This is a genomic window from Pseudomonas sp. GW823-FHT04A03, from assembly GCF_058796615.1.
The window spans coordinates 159,139-185,555 of record NZ_JBXAIV010000002.1; the positions used below are offsets into that span (position 1 = coordinate 159,139).

Consider the following 26,417-nt stretch of genomic DNA (forward strand, 5'->3'; position numbering starts at 1 on the left):
CAGGACTCGGCGATGGCAGCGCGGACGAACACGCAGCATAGCGTTGTTCGCCCGCCTCGCGCCCGACTCAGAACGCGCTGCGGAAAATCTCCTCGATCTGCCGCTGATCCGCGGCGCGCGGATTGGTAAAGCCGCAGGCGTCTTTCAGGGCGTTGGCGGCGAGCACCGGAATGTCGGTGCACTTGGCGCCCAGATCACGCAAGCCACCGGGAATCTCCACGTCTCTAGCCAAACAACGGATCGCATCAATCGCGGCTTTTGCGCCCTCCTCCGGACTGAAACCGCGAATATCGGCCCCCATGGCGTGGGCCACATCGGTCAGGCGATCGGCACGGACCAGCGCGTTGAACGTCTGCACATGCGGCAACAACACCGCGTTGCACACGCCGTGAGGCAGATCGTAGAAACCGCCCAACTGGTGCGCCATCGCGTGCACGTAACCAAGGGACGCATTGTTGAACGCCATGCCCGCGAGGAACTGCGCATACGCCATATTTTCCCGCGCGGCCAGGTCGCTGCCGTCGCGCACGGCCAGACGCAGGTTGTTGCTGATCAGGGTCATGGCCTTCAGTGCGCAGGCGTCGGTGATCGGGTTGGCGGCGGTGGAAACGTAGGCTTCGATCGCGTGGGTCAGTGCGTCCATGCCGGTGGCGGCGGTCAGACTTTTTGGCATGGCGACCATCAGCGCCGGGTCGTTGACCGACAGCAGCGGCGTGACGTTGCGGTCGACGATGGCCATTTTCACGTGGCGGGTTTCGTCGGTGATGATGCAGAAACGGGTCATCTCGCTGGCCGTGCCGGCGGTGGTGTTGATGGCGATCACCGGCAGTTGCGGCTTGGCCGATTGATCGACGCCTTCGTAGTCGCGGATCTGCCCGCCGTTGGTGGCGCACAACGCGATGCCCTTGGCGCAGTCGTGGGGCGAGCCGCCGCCGAGGGACACCACAAAATCACAGCGACTGTCCTTGAGCAGCGCCAGCCCTGCCTCGACGTTGGCGATGCTCGGGTTGGGTTTGGCGCCGTCGAAGATCACCGAATCGATGTCCTGCATCGCCAGTTTCTCGGCAATCATCGTTGCCACGCCGGCCTTGGCCAGACCGGCGTCGGTGACGATCAGCGCCTTGCGAAAACCGTAGTTGCGGATCGCGTTCATGGCGTCGTCGAGGCAGCCGCTGCCCATGATGTTGACTGCTGGAATGAAAAAGGTGCTGCTCATGGCGCGTCTCCTGACTGGGGCCGAATCGACTCCTGCGATCCGGCGGATACACACAGGATCGACCGATCGGTCACGGCCGATGTTGATCTGGCTCAATGCCCGCTCGTGATAAAGTCGCCGCCCATCTGCCCTTTGTTTTGAGACGTGCCCTGCAATGACCGATTTTCTGGATGTCGACGCCACACTCGAAGACTGGAACGCGTTGCGCGCCACCAGCGACTTCAGCGGTCTGCTGCTGGGAAACGGCGCCAGTCGCGCGGTGTGGGACGATTTCGGCTACGACTCGCTGTTCGAAAACGCCCGCACGGTGGAAGAAAAGCCCCTGAGCCCGTCGGAACTGAGCGTGTTCGACGCGATGCAGACGCGCAGTTTCGAGCAGGTGCTCGGCGCGCTGAAAACCACCAGTCGGGTCAACAAGGCACTGGCCGTCAGCTCGGCCGCACCGCGCAACCGCTACTATGCGATCAAGGAAGCGCTGATCAACACCGTGCACGCGGTACACATCCCGTGGCGGCTGATCGAAGCCTCGACCCTGGCGACCCTGAACAGTGAACTGGCGCGTTATCGCACGGTGTTCACCACCAATTACGACCTGCTCAATTACTGGGCGCTGCAACATCAGGGCGAAGCGATCGACGACCTGTTCAACGGCCCCGACGCCAGTTTCGATCTGTGCGAAAGCAGCACGGAAAAACCGCGTCTGCTGTACCTGCACGGCGGTCTGCATCTGGTGCGCAATCAGGACGGCACCGCTCGCAAACTGACCGCTACCGAGGGCACGCTGCTCGGCAGTTTCGCGATCAACAACACGATCAAGACGCTCGACGACGTGCCGCTGTTCGTCAACGAAGGGCCGAGCGCCGACAAGCTCAAGACCATCCGCAGTTCCGATTACCTGTCGTTCTGCTACGACCAGTTACTCGGTCACGGCGACAACCTGTGCATCTTCGGACATGCCCTGGGCGAACAGGACAGCCACCTCGTGCGCGCCCTGCGTCTGGCGAAGCCGAAGACCGTGGCGATCTCGATCTACCCGCGCAGCGCGGCGTTCATCCAGCACCAGAAGCGGCACTACGCAAAAGTGTTCGAGGGCACGGGTGTCGAGTTGCGGTTCTTTGATTCCAAGAGCCATGCGCTGGGCAATCCGAAGCTGTCGGTGCCGGTCGAGGTCTGATCATTCCTCGCTGCTGTGCACCACCACCAGCAACTGCGCCTGCACCTCGCCCACTGAACGGATGCGATGGGGTTTCTGCGCATTGAAGTGCAACGCATCGCCCCGCTCCAGCAGCACCCGTTCGTTCACGAAGTCCACTTCGACCTGGCCCTCGTGGACGAACAGAAACTCCTCGCCCAAGTGTTCCTTGAAGGTTTTGTCGGTGAATTCGCTCGGCGGGTAAATGATGAACGGCAGCAGGCTGCGCTCGCTGACCTGATGGGCCAGCACCGCGTAGCCGGGGCTGTGGTCGTTGGCCGCCAGCGACTGGCGTTCGTGGCTGCGCACCAGGCTGTAGCTGTCGAGGCTGACGTTGTCCTCGGAGAACAGCTCCTCGACTTTCACGTTCAGCGCCTTGGCCAGTTTCAGCGCGGCGGCAATCGACGGCGTATTCAACCCGCGCTCGACTTTCGACAGATAACTCTTGGTCATGCCGGATTTCTCGGCCAGCGCCTCAAGGGTTACGCCAAGTTTTTTTCTCAATAATTTCAAACGGATAGACATGCGAAGCGATTAATCCAGCAAAGGAAAGACGATTTGTCCTTGCCAATGACACAAAGTGTCATATAGCCTCTTAAGTGTCATCCATGGCAACCACCACAGGACACGGATATGGCGAAGACATTAGCACTACCCAAAGACGAACTGGTCAAGCAAGCGCTGACCCAGATGCAAAAAAGCCTGGCGGATAATACTTGGACAGACCGGCAAAAGCTGGCCCTGACCTGCCGGATCCTCTTCGAAAATGGCCACGATTCGGGCCTCGCCGGACAGATCACCGCCCGTGGCCCGCAACCGGGCACTTACTACACTCAGCAACTGGGGCTGGGTTTCGATGAAATCACCGCGAGCAATCTGCTGCTGGTCAACGAAGACCTGGAAGTGCTCGAAGGCCACGGCATGGCCAACCCGGCCAACCGTTTCCACAGTTGGGTGTACCGCGCCCGGCCGGACGTGAACTGCATCATCCACACTCACCCGACGCACATTGCCGCGCTGTCGATGCTGGAAGTGCCGCTGCAGATTTCCCACATGGACCTGTGCCCGCTGTACGACGATTGCGCGTTCCTCGAAGGCTGGCCGGGTGTGCCGGTGGGCAACGAAGAAGGCGAATTGATTGCCGGGGCGTTGGGCGACAAACGGGCGATCCTGCTTTCCCACCACGGGCAGCTGTCGACCGGGACGACCATCGAGGAAGCCTGTGTCATCGCGCAACTGATCGAGCGCGCCGCCAAGCTGCAGCTGCTGGCGATGGCCGCCGGGACGATCAAGCCGATCATTCCCGAGCTGGGTCGCGAGGCCCATGACTGGGTATCGAAACCGAAACGCCATGCTGCCGCCTTCAACTACTACGCCCGGCAGAACCTGCGTCAGCACGCCGATTGCCTGAACTGAACACCTCATCCTTGCGGAGCACTCTCATGTCCAATATTCACGGCATCATCGGCTACACCATCACCCCGTTCGGCGCCAATGGCGAAGGCGTTGACCTGCCGGCCCTCGGCCGCTCCATCGACCGTCTGATCGCCGGCGGCGTGCACGCCATCGCGCCACTGGGCAGCACCGGCGAAGGCGCTTATCTGAGCGATGCGGAGTGGGACCAGGTCGCCGAGTTCAGCATCAAGCACGTCGCCAAACGCGTGCCGACCGTGGTCAGCGTGTCCGACCTGACCACCGCCAAAGCGGTACGCCGCGCCCGTTTCGCCGAGGCCCATGGAGCCGACGTGGTGATGGTGCTGCCGACGTCCTACTGGAAGCTGACCGAGGCGGAAATCCTCGCCCACTACCGCGCCATCGGCGACAGCATCGGCGTGCCGATCATGCTCTACAACAACCCGGCCACCAGCGGCACCGACATGTCGGTGGAGCTTATCCTGCGCATCGTCAACGGCGTGGAAAACGTGACCATGGTCAAGGAGAGCACCGGCGACATCCAGCGCATGCACAAGCTGCAACTGCTCGGCGAGGGCCGGGTGCCGTTCTACAACGGCTGCAACCCGCTGGCGCTGGAGGCCTTCGCCGCCGGTGCGAAAGGCTGGTGCACGGCAGCGCCGAACCTGATTCCGCAGCTCAACCTGGATTTGTACGAAGCCACACTGGCGGGGGATCTCGGCAAGGCGCGTGAGCTGTTCTACCGCCAGTTGCCGCTGCTGGACTTCATCCTCAAGGGCGGGTTGCCGGCGACGATCAAGGCCGGTCTGCGGCTGACCGATCTGGAAGTCGGCGATCCGCGTTTGCCGGTGTTCCCGCTGAGCGAGGCCGGGCGTAATCAGTTGCAGGCCATTCTCAAAACCCTGCGCTGATCTTCAGGCACGGTAAAAACCCCGTGGGATCGGCGCACTGCCGGCCCCACGGGGTTTTGTGTTGAAGGTGGACTCAAAGCACCGGCAGGGTCTTGTCCTTGATCACCTTGGACGGCCCGTTGGCCTTGACGCTGGCGATGCCTTTGGCACACGCCGCGTCGGATGAATAGGATTCGCTGCTGCCGATGATCTGGTGATTGGCCGCCTTGAGGTTGAAGTAGGGATGGCCGTCCTTCGTCGATTTTTTCTCGTAGCGTTCATCCAGCGGGCTGTTGGTCTGCACCGAGGCAATGCCGTTTTCGGCGGCCGTGCGGCTGGTGTACAGCTCGCTGGTCAGAATGGTTTCGGCATTCGCCGCTTTCAGCACGAACCTGTACTGGCCGTTGCTGCTTTTGCTCAACTCGTACCATCCGGACATGTCGCAGCTCCTGTCGATTGAATCCCCGCAAGTAAAGACCGTTTCGACGGTTTAGCCACTGTTTTGCGACACGATTGAATCGCCAACATGACAAATGACAATCATTCTCATATCATCCGCGACTTTCTGCGCCCCCGCTTCGTCGAGAAGGATATTCATGCCCCGCCTCACGCCCGATCCTCTGTCGGCCGATTCGTTTCGCCGGTTTTACGGGGACATCCTGCATTACCTGCGCAAACGCACGGACAATCCCAGTGACGCGGCGGACATGACCCAGGATGTGTTCACCCAATGGCTCGACTATCGCGACCGGGGCAAGGTCGAGCAACCGCGGGCGTTTCTGTTTCAGATGGCGCGCAACCTGCTGCGTGATCACTGGCGCCGGCAGAAGGTGCGGCACATCGTGCAGCCCACTCAAGACAACGATGCCGAACTACTGGCCGATGAGCATCACGATCCGATGGCGGCCGCGCAACGCCAGCAACGGCTGGAGCAACTCAAAGCCGTGCTGGGCGAACTCTCGCCACGTCGACGCGAGGCACTTTTGCTGCACCGCTTCGAAGGCCTGAGTCAGGCGCAGATAGCCGAGCGCATGGGGATTTCGCTGAGCATGGTGGAAAAACACATCGCCTTCGCACTGCTGCATTGCAAGCAACGTCTGGATCACGAAAACGGCAAGGAGCAGCCAGAATGAACACTTCTCACGACTTCACCGGGGAACTGCCCGACGACAGCATCGACGCCCAAGCCGCCGCCTGGTTTACCCGCAATCGTCAGGATCAGCAGCCCGCAGCGCGCCAGGCATTCGAACAATGGCTGCACGAGCCGGCGCATGCCAGCGCCTATCGTTCGTTTGAAATATTGTGGGCCGACCTTAGTGAGCTGCAGCAAATGAACCGGCCAACGCCGCTACCGATACGTCGCCCCAGCAGCCGCTGGCGGCCGGTACTGGCAGTGGCCGCCGCGCTGGTCGTAGCCGTGTTGGCGACCTCTCTGGGCACACCCCATGAGGTCTATCGACAGCAGATTGCTGCCCAGGCCAAAGGCCAGCGCATCTTCGAATTGCCCGACGGCAGCACGTTGTCGGTCAATGCCAACACGCAACTGCGTGTCGACTTCGACAGCCACCAGCGCCGGCTCACCCTCGATCGCGGGCAGTTCTACATAGACGTCGCACCGGACAAGGAACGGCCGCTATGGGTGCAGACCGGCGACGCCACGATTCGCGTGGTCGGCACCGGTTTTGACGTGCGGCGCAGCGACCGCCAACTGGTGGTCAGCGTCGCCCACGGCCAGGTCGCGTTCACACCGGACAACCGCGCGCCAATGCTGCTCGACGCCCGGCAACAAGCTGCGGTCGACCTGGCCAGCGGCACCCTGCAGCAGCAAAGTCTTGCAGCCAGCCAGGTCGCCGACTGGCGCACCGGGCATCTGTCCTTTCGCAACCGCGAACTGGCCAGTCTGGTGGACGAGTTGAACCTCTATCGCCCGCATCCCGTCGTGCTGGCCAACGCAAAACTGGGGCAGATCAAGGTCTCCGGCAATCTCGACGTCGACGATCCGGACGCCCTGATCAACGCCCTGCCCGCTCTGGTTCCGGTAAAAACCGTAGCGCTGGCCGACGGTGGCATTCGCCTCGAAAGCCGCTGACAAAACCTCACATGAGAATATTTTGCATTCGCATGTGAGGTTTTTTTTACCTGCCGCGTCTTCCTCCGGTCTGCGTTCCATCCGCAGGCCTTTCTGGCCTTTTCGCCGCCCTGGGGGATTCCATGTTTCGCGTGTTTTCGCCGTACCCGCTCACTTGCCTTCGACCGACCCTGCTCGCCACTTGCCTTGCGTTCAGCGTACAAGCCCATGCCGCTGACCTGAGCCTGCATTTGCCGGCGCAACCCTTGGCAACGTCGCTGAGTCAGGTCGCCCAACAGGCGAAGATCCAGTTGCTGTTCGATGAGGCGCAACTGCGCAATCTCAAGGCCCCGGCCCTCGACGGTGAATACAGCGCGGAAGCGGCGATTCGCAAGTTGCTCGACAACAGTCAGTTCGGTCTGATCAAGGTCAACCAGACCTACGTCGTGCGCCCGGAAGAGCCGGTCACCAGCAGCGGTGACGGCATCCAGCTCGACACCCTGAGCGTGATCGGCAGCGGCACCGAAGTCGACTCCAGCACTGTCGGCCGCTCGACCCTGACCCAGGCCGACATCGACCGCCACCAGCCAAACAACATTCCCAGCCTGCTGGCGACCCTGCCCGGCGTGAGCATGGGCGGTTCGATGAAACCCGGTGGCCAGACCATCAACATCTGGGGCCTGGGCGATGCCGAAGACGTGCCGTTGACCGTCGACGGCGCCACCAAAAGCGGTTTCGAGCGCTACCAGCAAGGCACGATTTTCATCGAGCCGGAGCTGATCAAACGCATTGAAGTGGAAAAAGGTCCGCACTCGATGCTCACTGGCAACGGCGGTTTCGGGGGCACCGTGCATATGGAAACCAAGGACGCCCCGGACCTGCTGCAGGAAGGTCGCAACAGCGGTGCGATGGTCAAGTACGGTTACGCCAGCAACGACCATCAGCAAACCTACACCGGTGCCGTGTTCGGTCGCACCGACGACGGTCGCGCCGATGCGCTGGTGTACCTGACCAAGCGTGATGGCGGCGACATGAAGCTGGCCGGCACCCCGCCCGATCCGGACAATCAGTACCCGATCAACCCTCGGCGCCTGCCTAACAGTGCGCTGGATCTGGATGGCCAACTGCTCAAGTTCAACCTGCACCTGAACGACGAACACAGTGTCGGCCTGTCGTACTCGCGTTCGCAAAGCGAACGCTGGGCGCCGTTCTCGTCGGCCAGTTATCCGACCCCGCCGACCCGGGCCAACATCAAGCAATACGGCTATGAAAACGCCCTCAAGCGTTTCCTCGCCAACCGTGAAACCACCGACACCACGTGGTCGGCCAAATATCAGTACCAGCCGCTGGACAATCGCCTGATCGATTTCAAGCTGAGCTATTCCGAGTCCAACACCGATCAGACCGACGAGCGCGATGCCACGGCGTTCTTCCAGACGTCCACCGGCGGACGCAAGATGGACACCGCCTACAAGGACCGCATCGTCGAGGTGAGCAACATCAGCCTGTTCGAAACCGGCGTGCTGTCTCACGCAGTCACCGGCGGCGTGCAGATCCGCAAGCACAGCCGCGACACCGAAATGTGGATGCCGGGCAAGACCTACGAGGTGCCGAAGTACAACTACGGCTACTTCCAGCCGAGCTTCATGCCCCAGGGCAAGGTCGACACCAACAGCGTTTATCTGCAAGACGCGATCACGCTGGGCGACTTCACACTGACCCCGTCCTTGCGCTACGACCATGTGCGCAATCGCGGCGAAGCCAACGACGCGCCTTACTACGACAACCCGGACCCGAGCTTCGGCCACGACTACAGCGACCGCACTTACACCGGTTGGTCGCCGCGCCTGTCGGCGTTCTGGCGAATGACGCCGGACGTCGGCTTCTTCGTCGACTACAGCAAGACCTGGCGTGCGCCGGTCATCGACGAGCAGTATGAAGTTCAGGGTCTGGGCAGCCGCACCGCCACCAGTGTCGACCTCGACCCGGAACGCATCACCGGTTGGCGTGCCGGCAACATCAGCAACTTCGCCAACGTATTCACCGACCGCGACAATGTGCAGGTCCGCACCACGCTGTTCCGCAACAAGATCGACGACGAGATCTTCAAGGCCACCGGCATCGGCTGCGAAAACCAGGCAATCAAGGGCGGCAGCATCGCCTCGGACTGCAAGGGTTCCGGCCCCATGGGCAACTACCGCAACATCGGCGGGCTGACCATCAAGGGCTTTGAAGTCGAAAGCTTCTATGACTCGACGTACCTGTTCGGTTCCCTTTCCTACTCATGGATGACCGGCAAGCACGAAGGTGCCTACACCAATCCATGGGGACCGGACGTCTGGGTGCGGGACGTTCCACCGAGCAAATGGATTGCCGTGCTCGGCGTGAAGATTCCGAGCTGGGATGCCCAGGTCGGCTGGCAAGGGGAGTTCGTGCGCCAGACCGATCGCCTGCCGAGCGACAAGTACGGCTCGAGCAAAAACACCCTGGGTGACGTGTTCTACGACCAGTACGCCAACGACCGCTACAACGTGCAGGGTCTGTTCGCCAAATGGAAACCGCAGCAGCCGTACCTCAAGGGCACCGAGGTCAACCTCACCGTCGACAACCTGTTCAACGAGGATTATCGCCCGGCGCTGAGCGGTGATCGGGCTTACAGTCAGGGACGCAATGCCAAGGTCAGCGTGACACGGTTCTTCTGATCCGTCCGGGCTTGCCCATCGCGAACACGCTCGCGATGGGCCTCACGCTCACAGGGTGATTTTGGTTCCGAGCAACCCGAGGAAACCGGCCAGCCATTTCGGATGCGCCGGCCAGGCCGGGGCGGTGGCCAGATTGCCCTGGACGTGACCCTCGGTCACCGGAATATCAATGTAGGTGCCACCGGCCAGCCGCACTTCCGGGGCGCAGGCCGGATACGCGCTGCACTCGCGACCTTCGAGAATCCCCGCCGCCGCCAGCAGTTGCGCGCCGTGACAGACAGCGGCAATCGGCTTGCCGGCCTTGTCGAAAGCTCGCACCAGTTCCAGCACTTTTTCGTTCAGCCGCAGGTATTCCGGCGCACGGCCGCCGGGCACCAGCAGTGCGTCGTAATCCTTGGCATCGACCTTGGAAAAATCGAAGTTCAGGGCGAACTGGTGACCGGGTTTTTCGCTGTAGGTCTGGTCGCCTTCAAAGTCATGGATCGCGGTGCGCACGGTCTTGCCGGCAGCTTTATCCGGGCACACGGCATGCACGGTGTGACCGACCATTTGCAGGGCCTGGAACGGCACCATCACTTCGTAGTCTTCGACGTAATCGCCGACCAGCATCAGAATTTTTTTCGCGGCCATGGACAGGACTCCTCTGGTGAATGCGCAGGAATATTCACAGTAGCCCAAGGACCGCGATGGCGTTCGCAAACTGTATGGATAACTCTGCGCTCAGCTGTAACAGCCCGACTGCCGTGGTTTGTGGCTAGATGAAGGCACCTTCCTGTCACCTTCAAATCTGGTTGCCCTCATGTCTTCGCGCGAAAACACCGGCATGGCCCTCGGCCTGCTCGGCGTGGTGATTTTCAGCCTTACCCTGCCCTTCACTCGCATCGTGGTGCAGGAACTGCACCCGCTGCTCAACGGCCTGGGCCGTGCGTTGTTCGCGGCGATTCCGGCAGCGGCGCTGCTGTTGTGGCGACGGGAAAAGTGGCCGACCTGGAAGCAAGTCAAAGGCCTGAGCCTGGTGATCGCCGGGGTGATTCTCGGTTTCCCGGTGCTGTCGGCGTGGGCCATGCAGACCTTGCCGGCGTCCCACGGTGCGCTGGTCAACGGTTTGCAGCCGCTGTGCGTAGCGCTGTACGCCGCGTGGTTGTCCCATGAGCGTCCGTCGAAAGCCTTCTGGGCCTGCGCCGCGTTGGGCAGTGCGCTGGTGCTGGGTTATGCGTTGTACACCGGTGCCGGCAGCATTCAGGCCGGGGATTTGTTGATGCTGGGTGCGATTGCGGTAGGCGGTCTGGGTTACGCCGAGGGCGGGCGGCTGGCCCGGGAGATGGGCGGCTGGCAAGTGATCTGCTGGGCGCTGGTGTTGTCGACGCCGCTGCTGATCGGCCCGGTGCTGTATCTGGCGTTTCAGCATCAAGGCGCGGTGTCGGCGAAAACCTGGTGGGCGTTTGGTTACGTCGCGCTGTTTTCGCAGTTTCTGGGCTTCTTCGCCTGGTACGCCGGGCTGGCCATGGGTGGCATTGCCCGAGTCAGTCAGATCCAGTTGTTGCAGATCTTCTTCACCATCGCGTTTTCCGCGCTGTTCTTTGGGGAACACGTGGAGCCGATCACCTGGCTGTTCGCCTGCGGGGTGATCGCGACGGTGATGCTCGGGCGCAAGACCGCGGTGCGCCCGGCTCAACCGGGCACGTTACCGGCCGGGGTTCAGCTCAAGCCTTGAGCTTCAGCAGGCCGTCAGCGAGCAGCAGGGTTTCGAGGCAGTGCTCGCTGATCTGGTAGAACGCCTTCAATTCCTGAATCTTCACCAGCAGCTGAGTCGGGTCCACCGGCTCGGCGCGCTTCACGGCGAGGATCATCTTGTTCTTGTTGGTGTGGTCCAGGGAGATGAACTCGAACACCTTGGTCTCGTAACCGCAGGCTTCGAGGAACAGCGCACGCAGGCTGTCGGTGACCATTTCCGCCTGCTGGCCCAGGTGCAAACCGTATTGCAGCATCGGCTTGAGCAGCGCCGGGCTCTGGATCTGCAAGCGGATCTGTTTGTGGCAGCACGGCGAGCACATGATGATCGATGCGCCGGAGCGGATGCCGGTGTGGATCGCGTAGTCGGTGGCGATGTCGCAGGCATGCAGGGCGATCATCACGTCCAGCTCGCTCGGCGCCACGCTGCGCACATCACCACATTTGAACACCAGCCCCGGGTGTTCCAGCTTCGCGGCGGCGGTGTTGCACAGATTGACCATCTCTTCACGCAGCTCGACGCCGGTGACTTCGCCTTCGGCCTTGAGGGTGTTGCGCAGATAGTCATGAATGGCGAACGTCAGGTAACCCTTGCCCGAACCGAAATCCGCCACCCGAACCGGTTTGTCCAGGGCCAGCGGCGAAGAGGTCAGCGCGTGGCTGAACACTTCGATGAACTTGTTGATCTGCTTCCACTTGCGCGACATCGCCGGGATCAGCTCGTGCTGGACGTTGGTCACGCCCAGGTCCTTGAGGAACGGCCGGTTCAGATCGAGGAAGCGGTTTTTCTCGCGGTTATGCTCGGCGGATGGCACTTCGCGCAATTGCTGGGGTTTGCTCATGAACAGCGAACTCTTGCCCTTTTTGCTGTATTCGAGCTGGGCTTCGTCGGTCAGCGCCAGCAAATGCGCATTTTTGAACGCCGCCGGCAGCAATCCGGCAATCGTCGTGACCGCTTCGTCCAGCGGCAGGTTCTTGGTGATGTCGCGGGTCTTGTAGCGATAGACGAACGACAGGCACGGCTGCGCCTTGACCGTTACCGGTTTGATAATGATCCGCTGCAAGTCCGCTTCTTCGCCGACGTACTTGGCCAGCACCAGTTTGATGAAGCCGTTCTGTTCGAGGCTGGTTTGCAGCAGCTCGATGAACCGTGCGTGGTGATCGGGCGCCGGTTTGGCGGATGCGGAAGGAGCGGTAACGGACATGGGAAAAAGCGGCCTCGGACGGGCAAATCGGGAATGGCCGCTAGTTTAGGGGGGATGGCGTTCGAGGGCACGGCTAATTTCCCGAACGGCTTATCCCAACACCACCAACCGATTCGGCAACTCATTCCTCACCTGCGTCACCGGCACATGCACCTTGAGCAACTCCCCGCACGCCTCGATACAAGTGACAAACCCCTGCAACGTCTGCCCCTGCCTTACCTGCTCGGTAAACGCCGCAACAATCGAATCCCAGCTCTTGTTATCCAGTTTTCTGGAGATCCCTTCATCCACCAGGATCTCCACGTACCGCTCTGCTTCGCAGACAAAAATCAACATGCCGGTGCTGCCCACCGTGTGATGCAGGTTCTGTTCGAGAAACTGCCGCCGCGCCAGGTTCGAGGCGCGCCAGTGCCGGACGTGACGCGGAATCAGATGAGTGGTGACCCTGGGCAGGCGAAACACCAGGCACAGCACGACAAAACTGACCCACTGCACCAGCAACAGGCTGTGCATCGTCAGCCAGCCCGTCAGGTAATGCACGATCCCCGGCACGACCAGCGCCAGCAGGCTGGCCCACAGCAGCGGGATGTACGCGTAGTCGTCGGCGCGGGCCGCGAGCACCGTCACCAGTTCGGCGTCGGTGTCGCGCTCGACCCGGGCGATGGCCTCGGCGACCTTGCGTTGTTCGTGTTCAGTCAGTAATGCCATGTCGTGAAGTGCCTGCTCATTATTGTTATCACCAGCCGCCGGAGGACCCGCCCCCGCCGAAACTGCCACCGCCGCCGCTGAAGCCCCCGCCTCCACCGCCGCCGCCAAAACCTCCGCCGCCAAAGCCGCCCCCTCCTCCGGAGCCGCCCCGGCCGGCGGGAAGGATACCGAGCATCTGGCAGACAAAAACAGTCAGGATGAACAACATCACCAGAAATACGAACAACGCCGGGTGCCGCGAGACGAAATCATCAGACGGATCGCCGGCCGATTCGTACACGGTGGACGGTTCGTCCAGTGGATTACCGCCCAGCACCACCAGCATCGCCGCCACACCGTCGCTGATGCCCTTGCTGAAATTTCCGGCCTTGAACGACGGCGTGATCACCTGATGGATGATCACCGAACTCTGGGCATCGGTGAGGCGATCCTCCAGCCCGTAGCCGACTTCGATGCGCAATTTGCGCTCGTCCCGGGCGACGATCAACAGGGCGCCGTTGTTCTTGTCCTTCTGGCCGATGCCCCAGTGCCGGCCGAGTTCGACGCCGTAGTCCTCAATGGTAGAGCCTTGCAGATTCGGCAAGGTCACGACCACCAACTGCTCGCCGGTCGCCTGTTCGTGGGCCTGCAACTGCTGGCTCAGTTGCGCACGCACCGACGGCTCGACCATCTGCGCGTCGTCCACCACCCGTCCGGTCAGCGCCGGGAAGGTCAACTCGGCCCGGGCGCTGACGGCGAACAGCCACAACATCAGCACCAGGCCCATCTTCAACACACGCATGGGCATCCCCGGCTCAGAACTTCACTTCCGGGGCCTTGTCCGCGCCGGGGCTGGTGGCTTCGAAGGTCTCGCGGATCGGCAGATCGCTGTACATCACGCTGTGCCACAGGCGACCGGGAAAGGTGCGGATCTCGGTGTTGTACTTCTGCACTGCCAGAATGAAATCCCGTCGGGCCACGGCGATGCGGTTTTCCGTGCCCTCGAGTTGCGATTGCAGGGCGAGGAAGTTCTGGTTGGCCTTCAGGTCCGGATAACGCTCGGAGACCACCATCAAGCGGCTCAAGGCGCCGGTCAGTTGATCCTGGGCCTGCTGGAATTGCTTGAGTTTTTCCGGGTTGTCGAGGGTGCTGGCATCGACCTGGATCGACGTCGCCTTGGCCCGGGCCTCGATCACGGCGGTCAGGGTTTCTTCCTCGTGCTTGGCGTAACCTTTCACGGTTTCCACCAGATTGGGGATCAGGTCGGCGCGCCGTTGGTACTGGTTCTGCACCTGGCCCCAGGCGGCCTTGGCCTGTTCGTCGAGGGTCGGGATGTTGTTGATGCCACAGGCAGTCAACAACGTGGCCAGCACCAGCAGGGTGGCGACCTGCAAACGCGAGCGGTAGACAGGACTGACATTCATCGGACGGGTGCTCCCTTGCACATTTCATGAATAATGAATCGCGAAACATTCTCAGCCGGCGGTTGGGGCATAATCGCCCGCGCCACTGGATTGCAGCGGGCCGATGGGCTAAAAAGAGGCCCTGCGCGATCACGTCGCCGAAACTTTCGACGTACATTCGGCTGTCGTTTTCTGAATCAGCACCCGAACAACAATAGTCGCTCCCTAAATTTTGGCTGGCCGGCAATGCAACGCCGTTTAGGCCCTTGAGAAAACTATTCATGAAGAAGCTGTGTTTGCTGGGCCTGTTCGTCAGCCTGGCCAGTCATCAAGTACTGGCCGCCACGACCCCGGTACCCCTGGAAAACAAGGACGCGTTCATCAGTAACCTGATGAAGCAAATGACCCTCGACGAGAAGATCGGCCAGTTGCGCCTGATCAGCATCGGCCCGGAAATGCCCCGCGAGCTGATCCGCAAAGAGATCGCCGCCGGCAACATCGGCGGCACCTTCAACTCGATCACCCGCCCGGAAAACCGTCCGATGCAGGACGCTGCCATGCGCAGCCGCCTGAAGATCCCGATGTTTTTCGCGTACGACGTGATCCACGGTCACCGTACGATTTTCCCGATTCCGCTGGCTCTGGCATCGAGCTGGGACATGGACGCCATTGGCCAGTCCGGGCGCGTTGCCGCCAAAGAGGCCGCCGCCGACAGCCTCGACATCACTTTCGCGCCGATGGTCGACATCTCCCGCGACCCGCGCTGGGGCCGCAGCTCCGAAGGTTTCGGTGAAGACACCTACCTGACTTCGCGCATCGCCAAAGTCATGGTCAAGGCCTATCAGGGCGAGACCCCGAGCGCAGCCGACAGCATCATGGCCAGCGTCAAGCACTTCGCCCTGTACGGCGCTGTCGAGGGCGGTCGCGACTACAACACCGTCGACATGAGCCCGGTGAAGATGTACCAGGACTACCTGCCACCGTACCGCGCGGCCATCGACGCCGGCGCCGGCGGCGTGATGGTGGCGTTGAACTCGATCAACGGCATTCCGGCCACCGCCAATACCTGGCTGATGAACGACCTGCTGCGCAAGGACTGGGGCTTCAAGGGCCTGGCGGTCAGCGACCACGGCGCGATCTTCGAACTGATCAAGCACGGCGTGGCCCGCGACGGTCGTGAAGCGGCGAAGCTGGCGATCAAGGCCGGCATCGACATGAGCATGAACGACACCCTGTACGGCAAAGAGCTGCCGGGGCTGCTCAAGTCCGGCGAGATCGAACAGAAAGACATCGACAACGCGGTGCGTGAAGTCCTCGCCGCCAAGTACGACATGGGCCTGTTCAAGGACCCGTACCTGCGCATCGGCAAGGCTGAAGACGATCCGGCCGACACCTACGCCGACAGCCGCCTGCACCGCGCCGACGCCCGTGAAGTGGCACGTCGCAGCCTGGTGCTGCTGAAGAACCAGAACGAAACCCTGCCGCTGAAGAAAACCGCCAAAGTCGCACTGGTCGGCCCGCTGGCCAAGGCCCCGATCGACATGATGGGCAGTTGGGCTGCCGCCGGTCGTCCGGCGCAATCGGTGACCCTGTTCGACGGCATGAGCAATGTGATCGGCGACAAGGCGAACCTGATCTACGCCCGTGGCGCCAACATCACCAGCGACAAGAAGGTTCTCGACTACCTGAACTTCCTCAACTTCGACGCCCCGGAAGTGGTCGATGACCCGCGTCCGGCCAACGTGTTGATCGACGAAGCGGTGAAAGCCGCCAAGGATGCAGACGTAGTGGTTGCAGCCGTGGGTGAATCCCGTGGCATGTCCCACGAATCGTCGAGCCGCACCGACCTGAACATCCCGGAAAACCAGCGCGAGCTGATCCGTGCCCTGAAAGCCACCGGCAAGCCATTGGTGCTGGTGCTGATGAACGGTCGTCCGCTGACCATCCTCGAAGAGAAAGAACAGGCTGACGCGATTCTGGAAACCTGGTTCAGCGGCACCGAGGGCGGCAACGCCATCGCCGACGTGCTGTTCGGCGACTACAACCCGTCGGGCAAACTGCCGGTGACCTTCCCGCGCTCCGTGGGCCAGATCCCGACCTACTACAACCACCTGAGCATTGGCCGGCCGTTCACGCCGGGCAAACCGGGCAACTACACCTCGCAGTATTTCGATGACACCACCGGGCCTCTGTTCCCGTTCGGTTACGGCCTGAGCTACACCGACTTCAGCCTGAGCGACATGGCGCTGTCCTCGACCACCCTGAACGCCACCGGCAAGCTCGACGCCAGTGTCATGGTCAAGAACACCGGCAAGCGTGACGGCGAAACCGTGGTGCAGCTGTACATCCAGGACGTCACCGGTTCGATGATCCGTCCGGTCAAAGAGCTGAAGAACTTCCAGAAAATCATGCTCAAGGCCGGCGAGCAGAAGGTCGTGCACTTCACCATCACCGAAGATGACCTGAAGTTCTACAACGCCCAGCTCAAGTACGCGGCCGAGCCTGGCAAGTTCAACGTGCAGATCGGCCTGGATTCCCAGGATGTGACGCAGCAGAGCTTTGAGTTGCTGTAATCCCTGCACCCTGATCGTTCGGATCTGATCGTTCCCACGCTCTGCGTGGGAATGCAGCCCGGGACGCTCTGCGTCCCAAAGCGGACGCAGAGCGTCCATTGAGGCATTCCCACGCAGAGCGTGGGAACGATCAACGGTTTGAGGTGGGGACGATCAACTGCGACTAGCCGCGTCTATCCAGCAAGTTGACCACCACCCGATCCACCCAGCCCCAGATCCGTTGCTTCACCCGCCGCCACAACGGCCGGCGCTGCCATTCCTCCAGACTCACCTGCTGACTCAGGCCGAAGTCCTTCTCGAAACTTGCCGCCACCGCTGCCGTCAATGACGGGTCCAGCGCTTCCAGATTCGCTTCAAGATTGAAGCGCAGATTCCAGTGATCGAAATTGCACGAACCGATGCTCACCCAATCGTCCACCAGCACCATTTTCAGGTGCAGGAAACACGGCTGGTATTCGTAGATTTTCACCCCGGCCTTGAGCAGGCGCGGGTAGTAGCGATGCCCCGCGTAACGCACCGACGGATGATCGGTACGCGGCCCGGTCAGCAGCAGGCGCACGTCGAGGCCACGGGCGGCGGCCTTGCGCAGGGAGCGGCGGATTTTCCAGGTCGGCAGGAAGTACGGCGTCGCCAGCCAGATGCGTTTCTGGCCGCTGTTCAGCGCGCGAAACAGCGATTGCAGAATGTCCCGGTGCTGGCGGGCGTCGGCGTAGGCCACGCGGCCCATGCCCTCGCCCGTGTCCGGCACGCGGGGCAGCCTTGGCAGGCCGAAATGCGCGTTGGGCCGCCAGGCCCGGCGATGGCGGTTGGCGATCCATTGGCGGTCGAACAGCAATTGCCAGTCGAGCACCAGCGGGCCGGTGATCTCCACCATGACCTCGTGCCATTCGCTGGTGTCGTGGCCCGGCGTCCAGAATTCGTCGGTGACCCCGGTGCCGCCGACCACCGCCAGACGCTGGTCGACCAGCAACAGCTTGCGGTGATCGCGATAGAAATTGCCGACCCAGCGCCGCCAGTTCAGCCGGTTGTAAAAACGCAGCTCGACCCCGGCGCCGGTCAGCCGCCGACGTAGCGTGAGTGTGAAGGCGAGGCTGCCGTAATCGTCGAACAGGCAACGCACCCGCACGCCCCGCTCCGCCGCCAGCACCAGCGCCTGCACGATGGTTTCGGCACAGGCGCCGGCTTCCACCAGATACAGCTCCAGTTCGATCTGCTCGCGGGCGCGGGCAATCTCGTCGAGCATGCGCGGGAAGAATTGCGGGCCGTCGATCAACAGCTCGAAGCGGTTGCCATCACGCCACGGAAACACCGCGCCACGCATGTCAGCGCGCCGTGAAGATCAGCACCGCACCCACCGGCACCGACAGACTGATGGCCGACAGGCCGGCCATGTTGCGCAGGCTTTCCAGGCCCGGCAGCAGATCGAAATCCTCGGCGCTGATTACCAGCGGCTCCAGCGTCACCACTTGAAAGCGTCGGTCATCAAGGCGCGTGGCGAGCAGCTCGGCGGGGTACTCATGCTGTTTGCCGTGCAGGTTGACGGTCAGCGGCAGGCGCAATTCAAGCTGCGCGCCGGGGGCCAGATCGTTGATCGGGCGCAGGTCGATTTGCGTGGTGATGGTCGCCTCGGGGAATTGCTCGATCTGGAACAACTCCTTGCGCATGCGCTCGTCGCGCAGCGGGATGCCGCTGTTGATCGAGTCCAGCTCGACTTCGACCACGGCGCGGCCATCGGGATCGACCTTGCCGTGCAGCACCAGAAAGCGCTGCACTTCGGACACGTTGGCGTTTTTCGTGCTGACGAACGACAGCCGCGACGACTCGCCGTCCAGATACCAGTTGGCCTGGGCCGGCAGCGCAGCGGCGCCCAGCAGCAGGCCGGCGAAGGCGTTGCACAGAGAACGGTTGAACATTGAAGACTCGTGGGGCCGATAAACCTGCACGAACCTTAACTGGCCGTGGCGTTATTGCAAACTGTCAGTCTCTGCTAAGGCTCAGGCCAATGCCTGCTGCACTTCGCCAATGGTCGACGCGAGGCTGTTGAGGTGCAGGCTCAGCACCCGCTCCACCGGCGCCTGATCCATCGGCCAGTGCAGCGCCATGCTGCCGACCAGCCGCCCTTGGGCACGGATTGGCAAGGCTACCGCGCGGATCAGGAACGGCAGGCGCACCGGGTATTCCCAGTAACCTTCGGTACGCTGGCCGAAGCCCTGATGCAAGGCTTGCTCGGTGGCCTGCAATACACCGTCATCCGCCAGTTGTTCGCGCTCGGCCAGACGCATCACGTCCTGGCTGTCGAGCTCTCCCAGACAGGCCCGGCCCATCGCCGAATGAAACAGGCTCGCGTGATGGCCGACGATCTGGCAGTTGGTCGGATAGCGTTTGCGCAGCACTTGCGGGATCGCGCTTTCCATCACTTCGACCCGTTCGCCGTCAAAGCACGACAGATCCGCCACCAGCCCGGTGCGCTCGCTCAACTCCAACAACATCGGCGCAGCGCTTTCCACCAGATGGCGTTTGAAGCGTTGCTGGCGATCACCGAACAGGCGCTTGGCGCACAACCGGTAGCGGCGGTCGCTGAGGCCGCGATAGATCCAGCCCTGCTCCTGCAAGGTCGCGAGCATTCGCGACACCGTGGCTTTGGGCAGGGTCGTCAGGTAGTGCAATTCCTCCAGCCCCAACGCCTGATGCTCGCCGAGCAACTCGACGATGGCCAGCGCCCGTTCGACCGAGCGCACGCTGCCGGTGTCTGCCTTGCTGCCCATGTGTTCGACCTCCATGGATGTGGATGAAAGATCACTTCGTGCAGCAAGATGCGGGCCGCTCAGGCCGATTGCAGGCATGCCGGCGGTCGCCGTTCGACCCAGCGGGTCAGCTGTTCATGGGCGTAGGCCAGTTGCAGGACAGCCCGATCCGCCTGGGCCGGGCCGATGATTTGCAGGCCCATCGGCAGCCCGGCCGGGTTGAAACCCACAGGCACGCTGATGCTCGGCAACCCCGCCAGGGTCGGGCCGATCACCACTTCCATCCAGCGGTGATAGGTGTCCATGGTTTGCCCGCCGACGACTCGCGGCCACGGTTGCTGTGCATCAAAAGGGAACACCTGGGCGGTGGGCAGCAGCAGGAAATCGTAACGCTCGAACAACTCGCTCAACGCGCGATACCACTCGCTGCGCGCCACCGACGCCTGATAGACCTCGGCTGCCGTCAGACGCAGACCGCCCTCGATTTCCCATTGTGCTTCGGGCTTGAGCAGCGCCCGTTTTTGCGGATCGGCATAGGCGGCGCCGAGGCTGCCCTGCACCAGAAAATGCCGGTGCGTCAGCCAGGTCTGCCACAGGCGCTCCATGGAAAAGTCCGGCTGACAGGCCTCGACCTGACAACCCAAGGCACTGAAATCCGCCAGCGCCGATTCGCACAGGCTCAACACGCCGTCGTCCATCGGCAGATAGCCGTTGTAATCGCCGAGCCAGCCGAGACGCAGACCGCTGCAGTCCTGTTGCAGATCCAGCCCGAAATCCCGTGGCTCATCAGCCAGCGACAGCGGCACGCGCGGATCGTAGCCGGCCTGAGTCGAGAGCAACCGCGCGACGTCGGTGACCGTGCGGCCCATCGGCCCTTCGGTGGCCAGTTGCTGGACGAACACTTCCGGCATCGGGCCATGGGGCACGCGACCTTGAGACGGGCGGAAGCCGAACACGTTGTTGAACGCCGCCGGATTGCGCAGCGAGCCCATCATGTCGCTGCCGTCGGCCACCGGCAGCAGGCGCAGGGCCAGCGCCACCGCTGCCCCGCCGCTGCTGCCGCCGGCGATCAGGGCCGGATCGTAGGCGTTGGTGGTGGTGCCAAACACGCTGTTGTAGGTTTGCGAGCCGAGGCCGAATTCCGGGACGTTGCTCTTGCCGATGATGATCGCGCCGCAGTCGCGAACCCGCGCCACGCTGATCGCATCGTGCTGCGGCACTTGTTCGGCGAACAGTGGCGAGCCGAGGGTCGTGCGCAATCCGGCGGTAGCCGCCAGGTCTTTGATCGCCTGGGGCATACCGTGCATCCAGCCCCGGGATTCGCCGCGATCCAGTTGCCGATCACACTCATCGGCCTCGCTTAACAACACATTCTGCGGGCGCAGCGAGACCAGCGCGTTGACCGCCGGATTGAAGCGGTCGATGTGCGTCAGATACGCCTGCATCACCTCGCGGCACGACACCTTGCGCGCATGGATCGCCCGGGACAGCGCATCGGCGTCGAGGGCGACAATCGGATCAATGGCTAACGGACTCACGGTTTCACTCCCAGGTTGAGCGCAACGGATTTCTTTGCACGCGGGGCCTCCTGCAAACAGTAAGTACCGAGCAGGGTCAGCAGGCAAGCGAACAAGACATAGAACGACGGCGCCACCGGGGTGTTCAGAACTTTGCTCAGCCAGGTGACGATCAGCGGCGCGAAACCACCGAACACCATCACCGCCACGTTGTAGGCCACCGACACGCCAGTGGAGCGCACTTCAATCGGAAACTGTTCGGCCAGTGCGGTCGGGGCCGGGCCGAAGAACCCGCCAATCGCCGTGCACAGCAGCAGTTGCATCACCAGCAAACGCTCGATCGACGGCACCGCCGCGACCCAAACATAGAGCGGATAGACCATGACGAAAAACGCCAGAGTGAAGGCCATCAGCACCGGCCGCCGACCGAGGCGATCCGACAGTGCGCCGGAGAACGGAATCACCACGGTCATCAACCCCACCGCGAGCATCTGCACCAGCAACACCTGATCCAGCGGCAGGCCGAGGTTCTTGTGGGCGAAGGTCGGCATGTTCACCAGCACCACGTAAAACGACACCGTCGCCCCGCACGCCAGGCCCATCGACACCAGCAGGCTGCGGCGATGTTCGCGCAGCACCTGCAACAGGCCTGGCGCGGCGCCTTTGGCTTTCTTGCGCGCCTCGAGAAACTCTTCCGGCTCTTCCATGTGCTTGCGAATCCACAAGCCCACCGGGCCGATCAACAGGCCGATCACGAACGGAATCCGCCAGCCCCAACTGTCCAGTGCCTCGGGGGAAAACAGGTGCGTGACCAGCGCCACCATCGCCGCGCCGCTGAACACCGCCAGGCATTGCCCGACCAGTTGCCACGAACCGTACAAACCCTTGCGATGGGCCGGCGCGCTCTCCACCAGAAACGCCGTGGCGCTGGCGTATTCACCGCCCGTGGCAAAGCCCTGGAGCATCCGCGCCACCACGATCAGCAGCGGCGCGCCCATGCCGATGGCGGCGTAGTTCGGCGCGAACGCGATCAGGGCGATGGACACGGTCATCAGGCGGATGATCATCTGCATCGCGGCTTTGCGACCTTTGCGGTCGGAGTAGATGCCGAGCAGGATGCCGCCCACCGGGCGCATGAAAAAGCCGACGCCGAAGGTCGCCAGCGCCATCAGCAGCGAGGCGTAATCGTCGTCGGACGGGAAAAATTGCCGGGCGATGATGCTCGCCAGAAAGCCGTAAACGATGAAGTCGTACCATTCCAGGGCGTTGCCGATGACGGCGGCGACCACTTGCCGGGTGCGCGAAACGCCTGCGTTCGAACTCTGCATGGGGATTCTCCAGAAGCTGTTGGTTGACCACGCAGGCACGTGCGCACCTGCGTTCCAGCGGCAGCAAAAAGTGAAGAAATCAGGCCGGCTTGAGCCAACTCTCGGTGAGCGCGCCCCAATACGCCGCGCCGGTCAGCAGAATGTCATCGTTAAAATCGTAGGCCGGGTTATGCACCATCGGCCGCGCCACGCCGTTGCCGATGAACAGGTAGGCGCCGGGGCAGCGCTGGAGCACCCAGGCGAAGTCCTCGCTGCCCATCAGTTTGGGTGTGTTGCCATCGACGGCATCGGCGCCGACCAGTTCGACACCGACCTGACGGGCAAACTCGGTTTCGGCGGCGTGGTTGACCAGCACCGGATAGGCCGGGCGGTGCTCGATGGTCGAGGTGCAGCCGAAGCTTTCGGCCTGGGCTTCGATGATCGAGCGCACGCGGTTCAGGGTCTGTTCGCGGACCTCGGCGTTCAGCGCCCGCAGGCTCAGGCGCAGGATCGCCTGTTGCGGAATCACGTTAGCCGCCTCGCCGGCCTGCAATGCGCCGACCGTCACCACCGCCGCCTGCTGCGCATCGATGTTGCGCGCGACGACGGTTTGCAAAGCCATCACCACACTGGCTGCGGCGACCAGCGGATCCACCGCCAGATGCGGCATCGAGCCGTGGCCGCCGACGCCTTCAATCGTCACCGTGAGCAGATCTTGCGAAGCCATCATCGGCCCTTCGCGAAAGCCCAGATGCCCCGCCGGCAGACCCGGCATGTTGTGCATGCCGAACAGCGCATCGCACGGGAAACGCTCGAGCAGGCCATCGGCAAGCATCGCTTCCGCCCCGCCCTGCCCCTCTTCGGCGGGCTGGAAAATCAGCGTCAGGGTGCCGTCGAACTGGCGGGTTGCGGCCAGATAACGCGCCGCACCGAGGAGCATCGCGGTGTGCCCGTCATGCCCGCAGGCGTGCATGCAGCCTTGATGGCGGCTGCTGTAGGCGACGCCGGTGTTCTCGATGATCGGCAGCGCATCCATGTCGGCCCGCAGCCCGAGTTTGCGCGTGCTGCTGCCGTTGCGCAGCACGCCGACCACGCCGGTCTTGCCGACGCCGGTGTGGACTTCATAGCCCCAGTCTTCGAGCGACCGGGCGACCAGCGCCGAGGTGCGGCTTTCTTCGAAACCGAGTTCAGGGTGGGCGTGAATGTCCTGGCGGGTGGCGTGCAGGTCGCTGGCTACATCGTTGAGCCAGGCCAGAATGTGCTGATGTCGGGGCATGACGGTTCTCCTCGCGCGGGTGTTCCCGGTCTTGTTGTTCGGTGTTGTTTCACGACACGTGAACGGCAGGTCGTGCTCACCGTCAGATAACCGCGAGACACGCGAGAGGACAATCGAATGTGGTTCCACAGGGTGGAACCGGATCAGGGTTGCAGGCGACAGCCCTGGCGTTCGCCTTGCCACTGGGCGCTGTTTCTGCGTCCCAGGCCGCTGGCGGTGACGATTTTTTGCGTGCGGTCATCGGTCAGTTCGCTGGGCAGCCATTGCTTCACGTAGCCCCGGCAATATTCGGTGTCGTTATTCATGACGTAGCGGCACGAACAATATTCCTTGGCGGTGTAGGCGCTGATGATGTCCGGGAAGGCCCACAGGTTTTCGCGCTCGTGCCAGCCCCAGCCCAGCAGCACGACCAATAGCACCAGCAGGATTCGTCTGAACAGTTTCATGGCCGCACCGCCCCGAGCACGCGCTTGAGCAATTCGTTGTGGCGATAGCTGCCGTCGCGGTCATCGGCGTAGCGCACGATCACCAGTTTTTCGCTCGGGATCACGTACAGCGCCTGCCCCCAGTGGCCGAGGCCGGCGAAGGTGTCGGGCGGTGCGTCGGGCCATGGTGGGGGCGCGCCGTCTGCCGGGCGATTGAGCCACCACTGGCCGCCGGGCACGGCTTCGTCCTGATGAGCCTTGTAGCCGGCGAAGGGTTGGCGGTTGAAGGCGACCCAATCCTTGGGCAGCAATTGCCGGTCGTTCCAGCGTCCGTCCCGCTCCATCAACAGACCGATTCGCGCCAGATCCCGGGCAGTCAAATAGGCATATGAAGAGGCGACGAAGGTGCCCGTGGCGTCGGTTTCCCACGTGGCATGGCGGATGCCCAGGGGATCGAAAAGTGCTGTCCACGGATAGTCCGGATAACGCTGCGGGCCGACGATGGTTTTCAGCGCCGCCGCCAACAGATTGCTGTCACCGCTGGAATAACGGAACGCCTGGCCCGCTGGCGCGTAGCTGTCGTGATCGGCGGTGAAGGCGGCCATGTCGCGATGGCCACGGGTGTAGAGCATCGCCACCACCGAGGATTTCAGCGGAGCGTATTCGTAGTCTTCCTGCCAGTCGATGCCCGAGGCCCAGTGCAGCAGATCCTTGAGGGTGATGGCCGTATGTTTTTCCAGCGCCGGGTAGAACGTTGCTGCCGGGTCATCGAGCTTGAACAGGCCTTCGCCGTACGCCACACCGAACACCGTGGCCATCAGGCTTTTGCTGATCGACCAGGTCAGGTGCGGAGTGTCGGCGGTGGTCGCGGCGGCGTAGCGTTCGTAGATGACCTGACCGTCGCGGATCACCAGCAAGGCGTCGGTGCGGATGCCTTTTCGGGTGCTGTCATCGCGGGGCGGGAAGGCGTAGGCCTCCAAAACCTCGACGGCCGGGCCGGCAATCTTCGGGCCGATCGGCCATTGCTCGCCCGGCCATTGTTCGGCCTGAACCGTGAAGCTGATCAGCAGCAGAAACAGGGACAGGCCTTTGAACATGGTGAGGGCTCTGGGGATGAACCTGAGAAGACTAGCCGGCGTTCATGACAGATGTGTTTTGGTTTGCCGCCAACGCCTTGGCCAGTCGTTTGGCCCGCGCACCTGCGGCCAGTTGCATGACCGACTGATCGCGCTGCCACATCGTCGCCCACTCGGGATTGCCGTCGCGCAGTGCCTGATCGACTTCCGCTTTAAGCCCGTCGAACTGCGCGAACAAGCCACCAAGCAACACATGCCCCGCCGGATTGTTCGGCGGCTGCCGACTGACTTCCGCACATCCGGCCAACAGCGCCAGCAAACGCAATTGCAGCGTCTGCGGCCAGCCACTGTCCTGACCGACGCCGTACAGCCACGCGGTCATCGCGCTCAGCACGTAAACGTCCTCAAGGGTGCGGAACGGTTTGACGTAGGCATCCCAACCATCCCCGGCGAGCAGCTCGCACAACGCATCGTCGAGATGCAGCCGGCCATGGCTGATGTCCGGCATCAACGGCAGCGCCGGGAGTTTTTCCACCCGCACGCCGGGTTCGCCGGGATACACCACCGCCAGACTCAGGCGCGGTGATTCGCCGGGTTGTTCACTGCGCGCGGCGATCAGCAACCAGTCCGCCGCATCGCCGGCGGTGACGAAATCCTTTTGCCCGGTGAGGCGCAGATCCGTGAGCCGGGTCTGCATGTCCGCCGGGCGCAGGCTGCGCTGCTCGGTCGCACACAACGCGCCGAGGCTCGGCGGCGCACTCGGCCAGAGCATCCGCAACGCCGCCTGATACCCCACCAGAAACGCCAGCCCCGGCGTCGCCATTCGCCGCCCGCCTGCTACCGCCAGTTCGAACGGCGTCACGCTGCCCAGTTGATGCAGCAACGTGGCGAAGCCCTCCGCCAGGTCGGCAACAGCGGGCAGGCGTTCGCGGCATTCAAGCAGGGTCGACCAGGTCATCAGAGGCTCCTCGTGGGCTGTCATATAAGCATCA

Annotated in this window: 25 protein-coding genes; 8 read left to right on the top strand and 17 right to left on the bottom strand. The window is 62.6% G+C overall.

Features of this window, described 5'->3' with window-relative positions; translation table 11 throughout:
* Nucleotides 1-67: 67 nt before the first annotated feature.
* Nucleotides 68-1,216 (bottom strand): L-threonine dehydrogenase, encoded by a 1,149-nt coding sequence (yiaY, locus tag AC1Q9F_RS06630; protein ID WP_492619715.1) that lies wholly within the window; start codon nucleotides 1,214-1,216, stop codon nucleotides 68-70.
* 154 nt (nucleotides 1,217-1,370) lie between these two features.
* Between yiaY and AC1Q9F_RS06635 the strand changes: the two genes are divergently transcribed.
* Nucleotides 1,371-2,390, top strand: a complete 1,020-nt coding sequence (locus tag AC1Q9F_RS06635) for a DUF4917 family protein (RefSeq protein WP_492619714.1) — start codon at nucleotides 1,371-1,373, stop codon at nucleotides 2,388-2,390.
* On the opposite strand, the gene AC1Q9F_RS06640 is transcribed toward AC1Q9F_RS06635, so the two are convergent.
* Nucleotides 2,391-2,933: a helix-turn-helix domain-containing protein gene (locus AC1Q9F_RS06640; RefSeq protein ID WP_007957913.1), complete on the bottom strand. Its 543-nt coding sequence runs from the start codon at nucleotides 2,931-2,933 to the stop codon at nucleotides 2,391-2,393.
* Nucleotides 2,934-3,041: 108 nt separating this feature from the next.
* Here AC1Q9F_RS06640 and AC1Q9F_RS06645 point away from each other — a divergent pair, with 108 nt between their 5' ends.
* Together AC1Q9F_RS06645 and AC1Q9F_RS06650 are read left to right on the top strand one after the other, a co-directional pair.
* Entirely contained in the window at nucleotides 3,042-3,824 is a 783-nt protein-coding gene (locus AC1Q9F_RS06645) for an aldolase (RefSeq protein WP_007957912.1), read from the top strand.
* Between the two features lie 26 nt (nucleotides 3,825-3,850).
* Nucleotides 3,851-4,732, top strand: coding sequence for a dihydrodipicolinate synthase family protein (locus AC1Q9F_RS06650; protein ID WP_207985280.1), 882 nt, complete (start codon nucleotides 3,851-3,853; stop codon nucleotides 4,730-4,732).
* A gap of 73 nt (nucleotides 4,733-4,805) precedes the next feature.
* Here AC1Q9F_RS06650 and AC1Q9F_RS06655 read toward each other — a convergent pair whose 3' ends face one another.
* Nucleotides 4,806-5,150, bottom strand: coding sequence for a YegP family protein (locus AC1Q9F_RS06655; RefSeq protein WP_207985279.1), 345 nt, complete (start codon nucleotides 5,148-5,150; stop codon nucleotides 4,806-4,808).
* 157 nt (nucleotides 5,151-5,307) lie between these two features.
* On the opposite strand from AC1Q9F_RS06655, the gene AC1Q9F_RS06660 reads away from it, so the two are divergent.
* The 3 genes from AC1Q9F_RS06660 to AC1Q9F_RS06670 all read left to right on the top strand — a co-directional run bounded on the left by AC1Q9F_RS06660 (nucleotide 5,308) and on the right by AC1Q9F_RS06670 (nucleotide 9,481).
* Nucleotides 5,308-5,844 carry an RNA polymerase sigma factor gene (locus AC1Q9F_RS06660; RefSeq protein WP_207985278.1) on the top strand — a complete coding sequence of 179 codons (537 nt, stop codon included), beginning with the start codon at nucleotides 5,308-5,310 and terminating at the stop codon, nucleotides 5,842-5,844.
* On the top strand, nucleotides 5,841-6,800 hold the full coding sequence (locus AC1Q9F_RS06665; protein WP_492619713.1) for a FecR family protein: 960 nt from the start codon (nucleotides 5,841-5,843) through the stop codon (nucleotides 6,798-6,800). The genes AC1Q9F_RS06660 and AC1Q9F_RS06665 overlap by 4 nt, the downstream gene beginning before the upstream one ends.
* Nucleotides 6,801-6,922: 122 nt before the next feature.
* Nucleotides 6,923-9,481 (top strand): TonB-dependent receptor, encoded by a 2,559-nt coding sequence (locus AC1Q9F_RS06670; RefSeq protein ID WP_492619712.1) that lies wholly within the window; start codon nucleotides 6,923-6,925, stop codon nucleotides 9,479-9,481.
* A gap of 48 nt (nucleotides 9,482-9,529) precedes the next feature.
* Here AC1Q9F_RS06670 and AC1Q9F_RS06675 read toward each other — a convergent pair whose 3' ends face one another.
* Nucleotides 9,530-10,111, bottom strand: coding sequence for a DJ-1/PfpI family protein (locus AC1Q9F_RS06675; RefSeq protein ID WP_492619711.1), 582 nt, complete (start codon nucleotides 10,109-10,111; stop codon nucleotides 9,530-9,532).
* 169 nt (nucleotides 10,112-10,280) lie between these two features.
* Here AC1Q9F_RS06675 and AC1Q9F_RS06680 point away from each other — a divergent pair, with 169 nt between their 5' ends.
* Entirely contained in the window at nucleotides 10,281-11,195 is a 915-nt protein-coding gene (locus tag AC1Q9F_RS06680) for a DMT family transporter (protein WP_221535289.1), read from the top strand.
* On the opposite strand, the gene AC1Q9F_RS06685 is transcribed toward AC1Q9F_RS06680, so the two are convergent.
* The 4 genes from AC1Q9F_RS06685 to AC1Q9F_RS06700 form a co-directional block, all read right to left on the bottom strand.
* Complete coding sequence (locus tag AC1Q9F_RS06685) at nucleotides 11,185-12,417, bottom strand: class I SAM-dependent methyltransferase (RefSeq protein WP_207985273.1); 1,233 nt, start codon at nucleotides 12,415-12,417, stop codon at nucleotides 11,185-11,187. The genes AC1Q9F_RS06680 and AC1Q9F_RS06685 overlap by 11 nt on opposite strands.
* 90 nt (nucleotides 12,418-12,507) lie before the next feature.
* Complete coding sequence (locus AC1Q9F_RS06690) at nucleotides 12,508-13,125, bottom strand: TPM domain-containing protein (protein WP_492619710.1); 618 nt, start codon at nucleotides 13,123-13,125, stop codon at nucleotides 12,508-12,510.
* 28 nt (nucleotides 13,126-13,153) lie between these two features.
* Nucleotides 13,154-13,906, bottom strand: coding sequence for a TPM domain-containing protein (locus AC1Q9F_RS06695; protein WP_492619709.1), 753 nt, complete (start codon nucleotides 13,904-13,906; stop codon nucleotides 13,154-13,156).
* 13 nt (nucleotides 13,907-13,919) lie between these two features.
* Nucleotides 13,920-14,528: a LemA family protein gene (locus AC1Q9F_RS06700; protein WP_007957897.1), complete on the bottom strand. Its 609-nt coding sequence runs from the start codon at nucleotides 14,526-14,528 to the stop codon at nucleotides 13,920-13,922.
* 260 nt (nucleotides 14,529-14,788) lie between these two features.
* On the opposite strand from AC1Q9F_RS06700, the gene bglX reads away from it, so the two are divergent.
* Nucleotides 14,789-17,080 carry a beta-glucosidase BglX gene (gene bglX, locus AC1Q9F_RS06705; protein WP_492619708.1) on the top strand — a complete coding sequence of 764 codons (2,292 nt, stop codon included), beginning with the start codon at nucleotides 14,789-14,791 and terminating at the stop codon, nucleotides 17,078-17,080.
* A gap of 163 nt (nucleotides 17,081-17,243) precedes the next feature.
* On the opposite strand, the gene AC1Q9F_RS06710 is transcribed toward bglX, so the two are convergent.
* The 9 genes from AC1Q9F_RS06710 to AC1Q9F_RS06750 form a co-directional block, all read right to left on the bottom strand.
* Nucleotides 17,244-18,401: a phospholipase D-like domain-containing protein gene (locus AC1Q9F_RS06710; RefSeq protein WP_007957893.1), complete on the bottom strand. Its 1,158-nt coding sequence runs from the start codon at nucleotides 18,399-18,401 to the stop codon at nucleotides 17,244-17,246.
* A 1-nt stretch (nucleotide 18,402) separates the two neighbouring features.
* On the bottom strand, nucleotides 18,403-18,993 hold the full coding sequence (locus tag AC1Q9F_RS06715; protein WP_085605441.1) for a YceI family protein: 591 nt from the start codon (nucleotides 18,991-18,993) through the stop codon (nucleotides 18,403-18,405).
* A gap of 81 nt (nucleotides 18,994-19,074) precedes the next feature.
* Nucleotides 19,075-19,845: an IclR family transcriptional regulator gene (locus tag AC1Q9F_RS06720; RefSeq protein WP_207985270.1), complete on the bottom strand. Its 771-nt coding sequence runs from the start codon at nucleotides 19,843-19,845 to the stop codon at nucleotides 19,075-19,077.
* A gap of 59 nt (nucleotides 19,846-19,904) precedes the next feature.
* Nucleotides 19,905-21,362 carry an amidase gene (locus AC1Q9F_RS06725; RefSeq protein WP_492619707.1) on the bottom strand — a complete coding sequence of 486 codons (1,458 nt, stop codon included), beginning with the start codon at nucleotides 21,360-21,362 and terminating at the stop codon, nucleotides 19,905-19,907.
* Nucleotides 21,359-22,669, bottom strand: a complete 1,311-nt coding sequence (locus AC1Q9F_RS06730; RefSeq protein ID WP_492619706.1) for a citrate-proton symporter — start codon at nucleotides 22,667-22,669, stop codon at nucleotides 21,359-21,361. Before AC1Q9F_RS06730 ends, AC1Q9F_RS06725 begins: the two co-directional genes overlap by 4 nt.
* A gap of 79 nt (nucleotides 22,670-22,748) precedes the next feature.
* On the bottom strand, nucleotides 22,749-23,924 hold the full coding sequence (locus AC1Q9F_RS06735) for a M20 aminoacylase family protein (protein ID WP_492619705.1): 1,176 nt from the start codon (nucleotides 23,922-23,924) through the stop codon (nucleotides 22,749-22,751).
* A 143-nt stretch (nucleotides 23,925-24,067) separates the two neighbouring features.
* Nucleotides 24,068-24,370, bottom strand: coding sequence for an amidase (locus AC1Q9F_RS06740; RefSeq protein WP_492619704.1), 303 nt, complete (start codon nucleotides 24,368-24,370; stop codon nucleotides 24,068-24,070).
* Nucleotides 24,367-25,446: a serine hydrolase domain-containing protein gene (locus AC1Q9F_RS06745; protein WP_492619703.1), complete on the bottom strand. Its 1,080-nt coding sequence runs from the start codon at nucleotides 25,444-25,446 to the stop codon at nucleotides 24,367-24,369. The genes AC1Q9F_RS06740 and AC1Q9F_RS06745 overlap by 4 nt, the downstream gene beginning before the upstream one ends.
* Before the next feature lie 31 nt (nucleotides 25,447-25,477).
* Nucleotides 25,478-26,383: an acyl-CoA dehydrogenase middle domain-containing protein gene (locus tag AC1Q9F_RS06750; protein WP_492619702.1), complete on the bottom strand. Its 906-nt coding sequence runs from the start codon at nucleotides 26,381-26,383 to the stop codon at nucleotides 25,478-25,480.
* Nucleotides 26,384-26,417 lie beyond the last annotated feature (34 nt).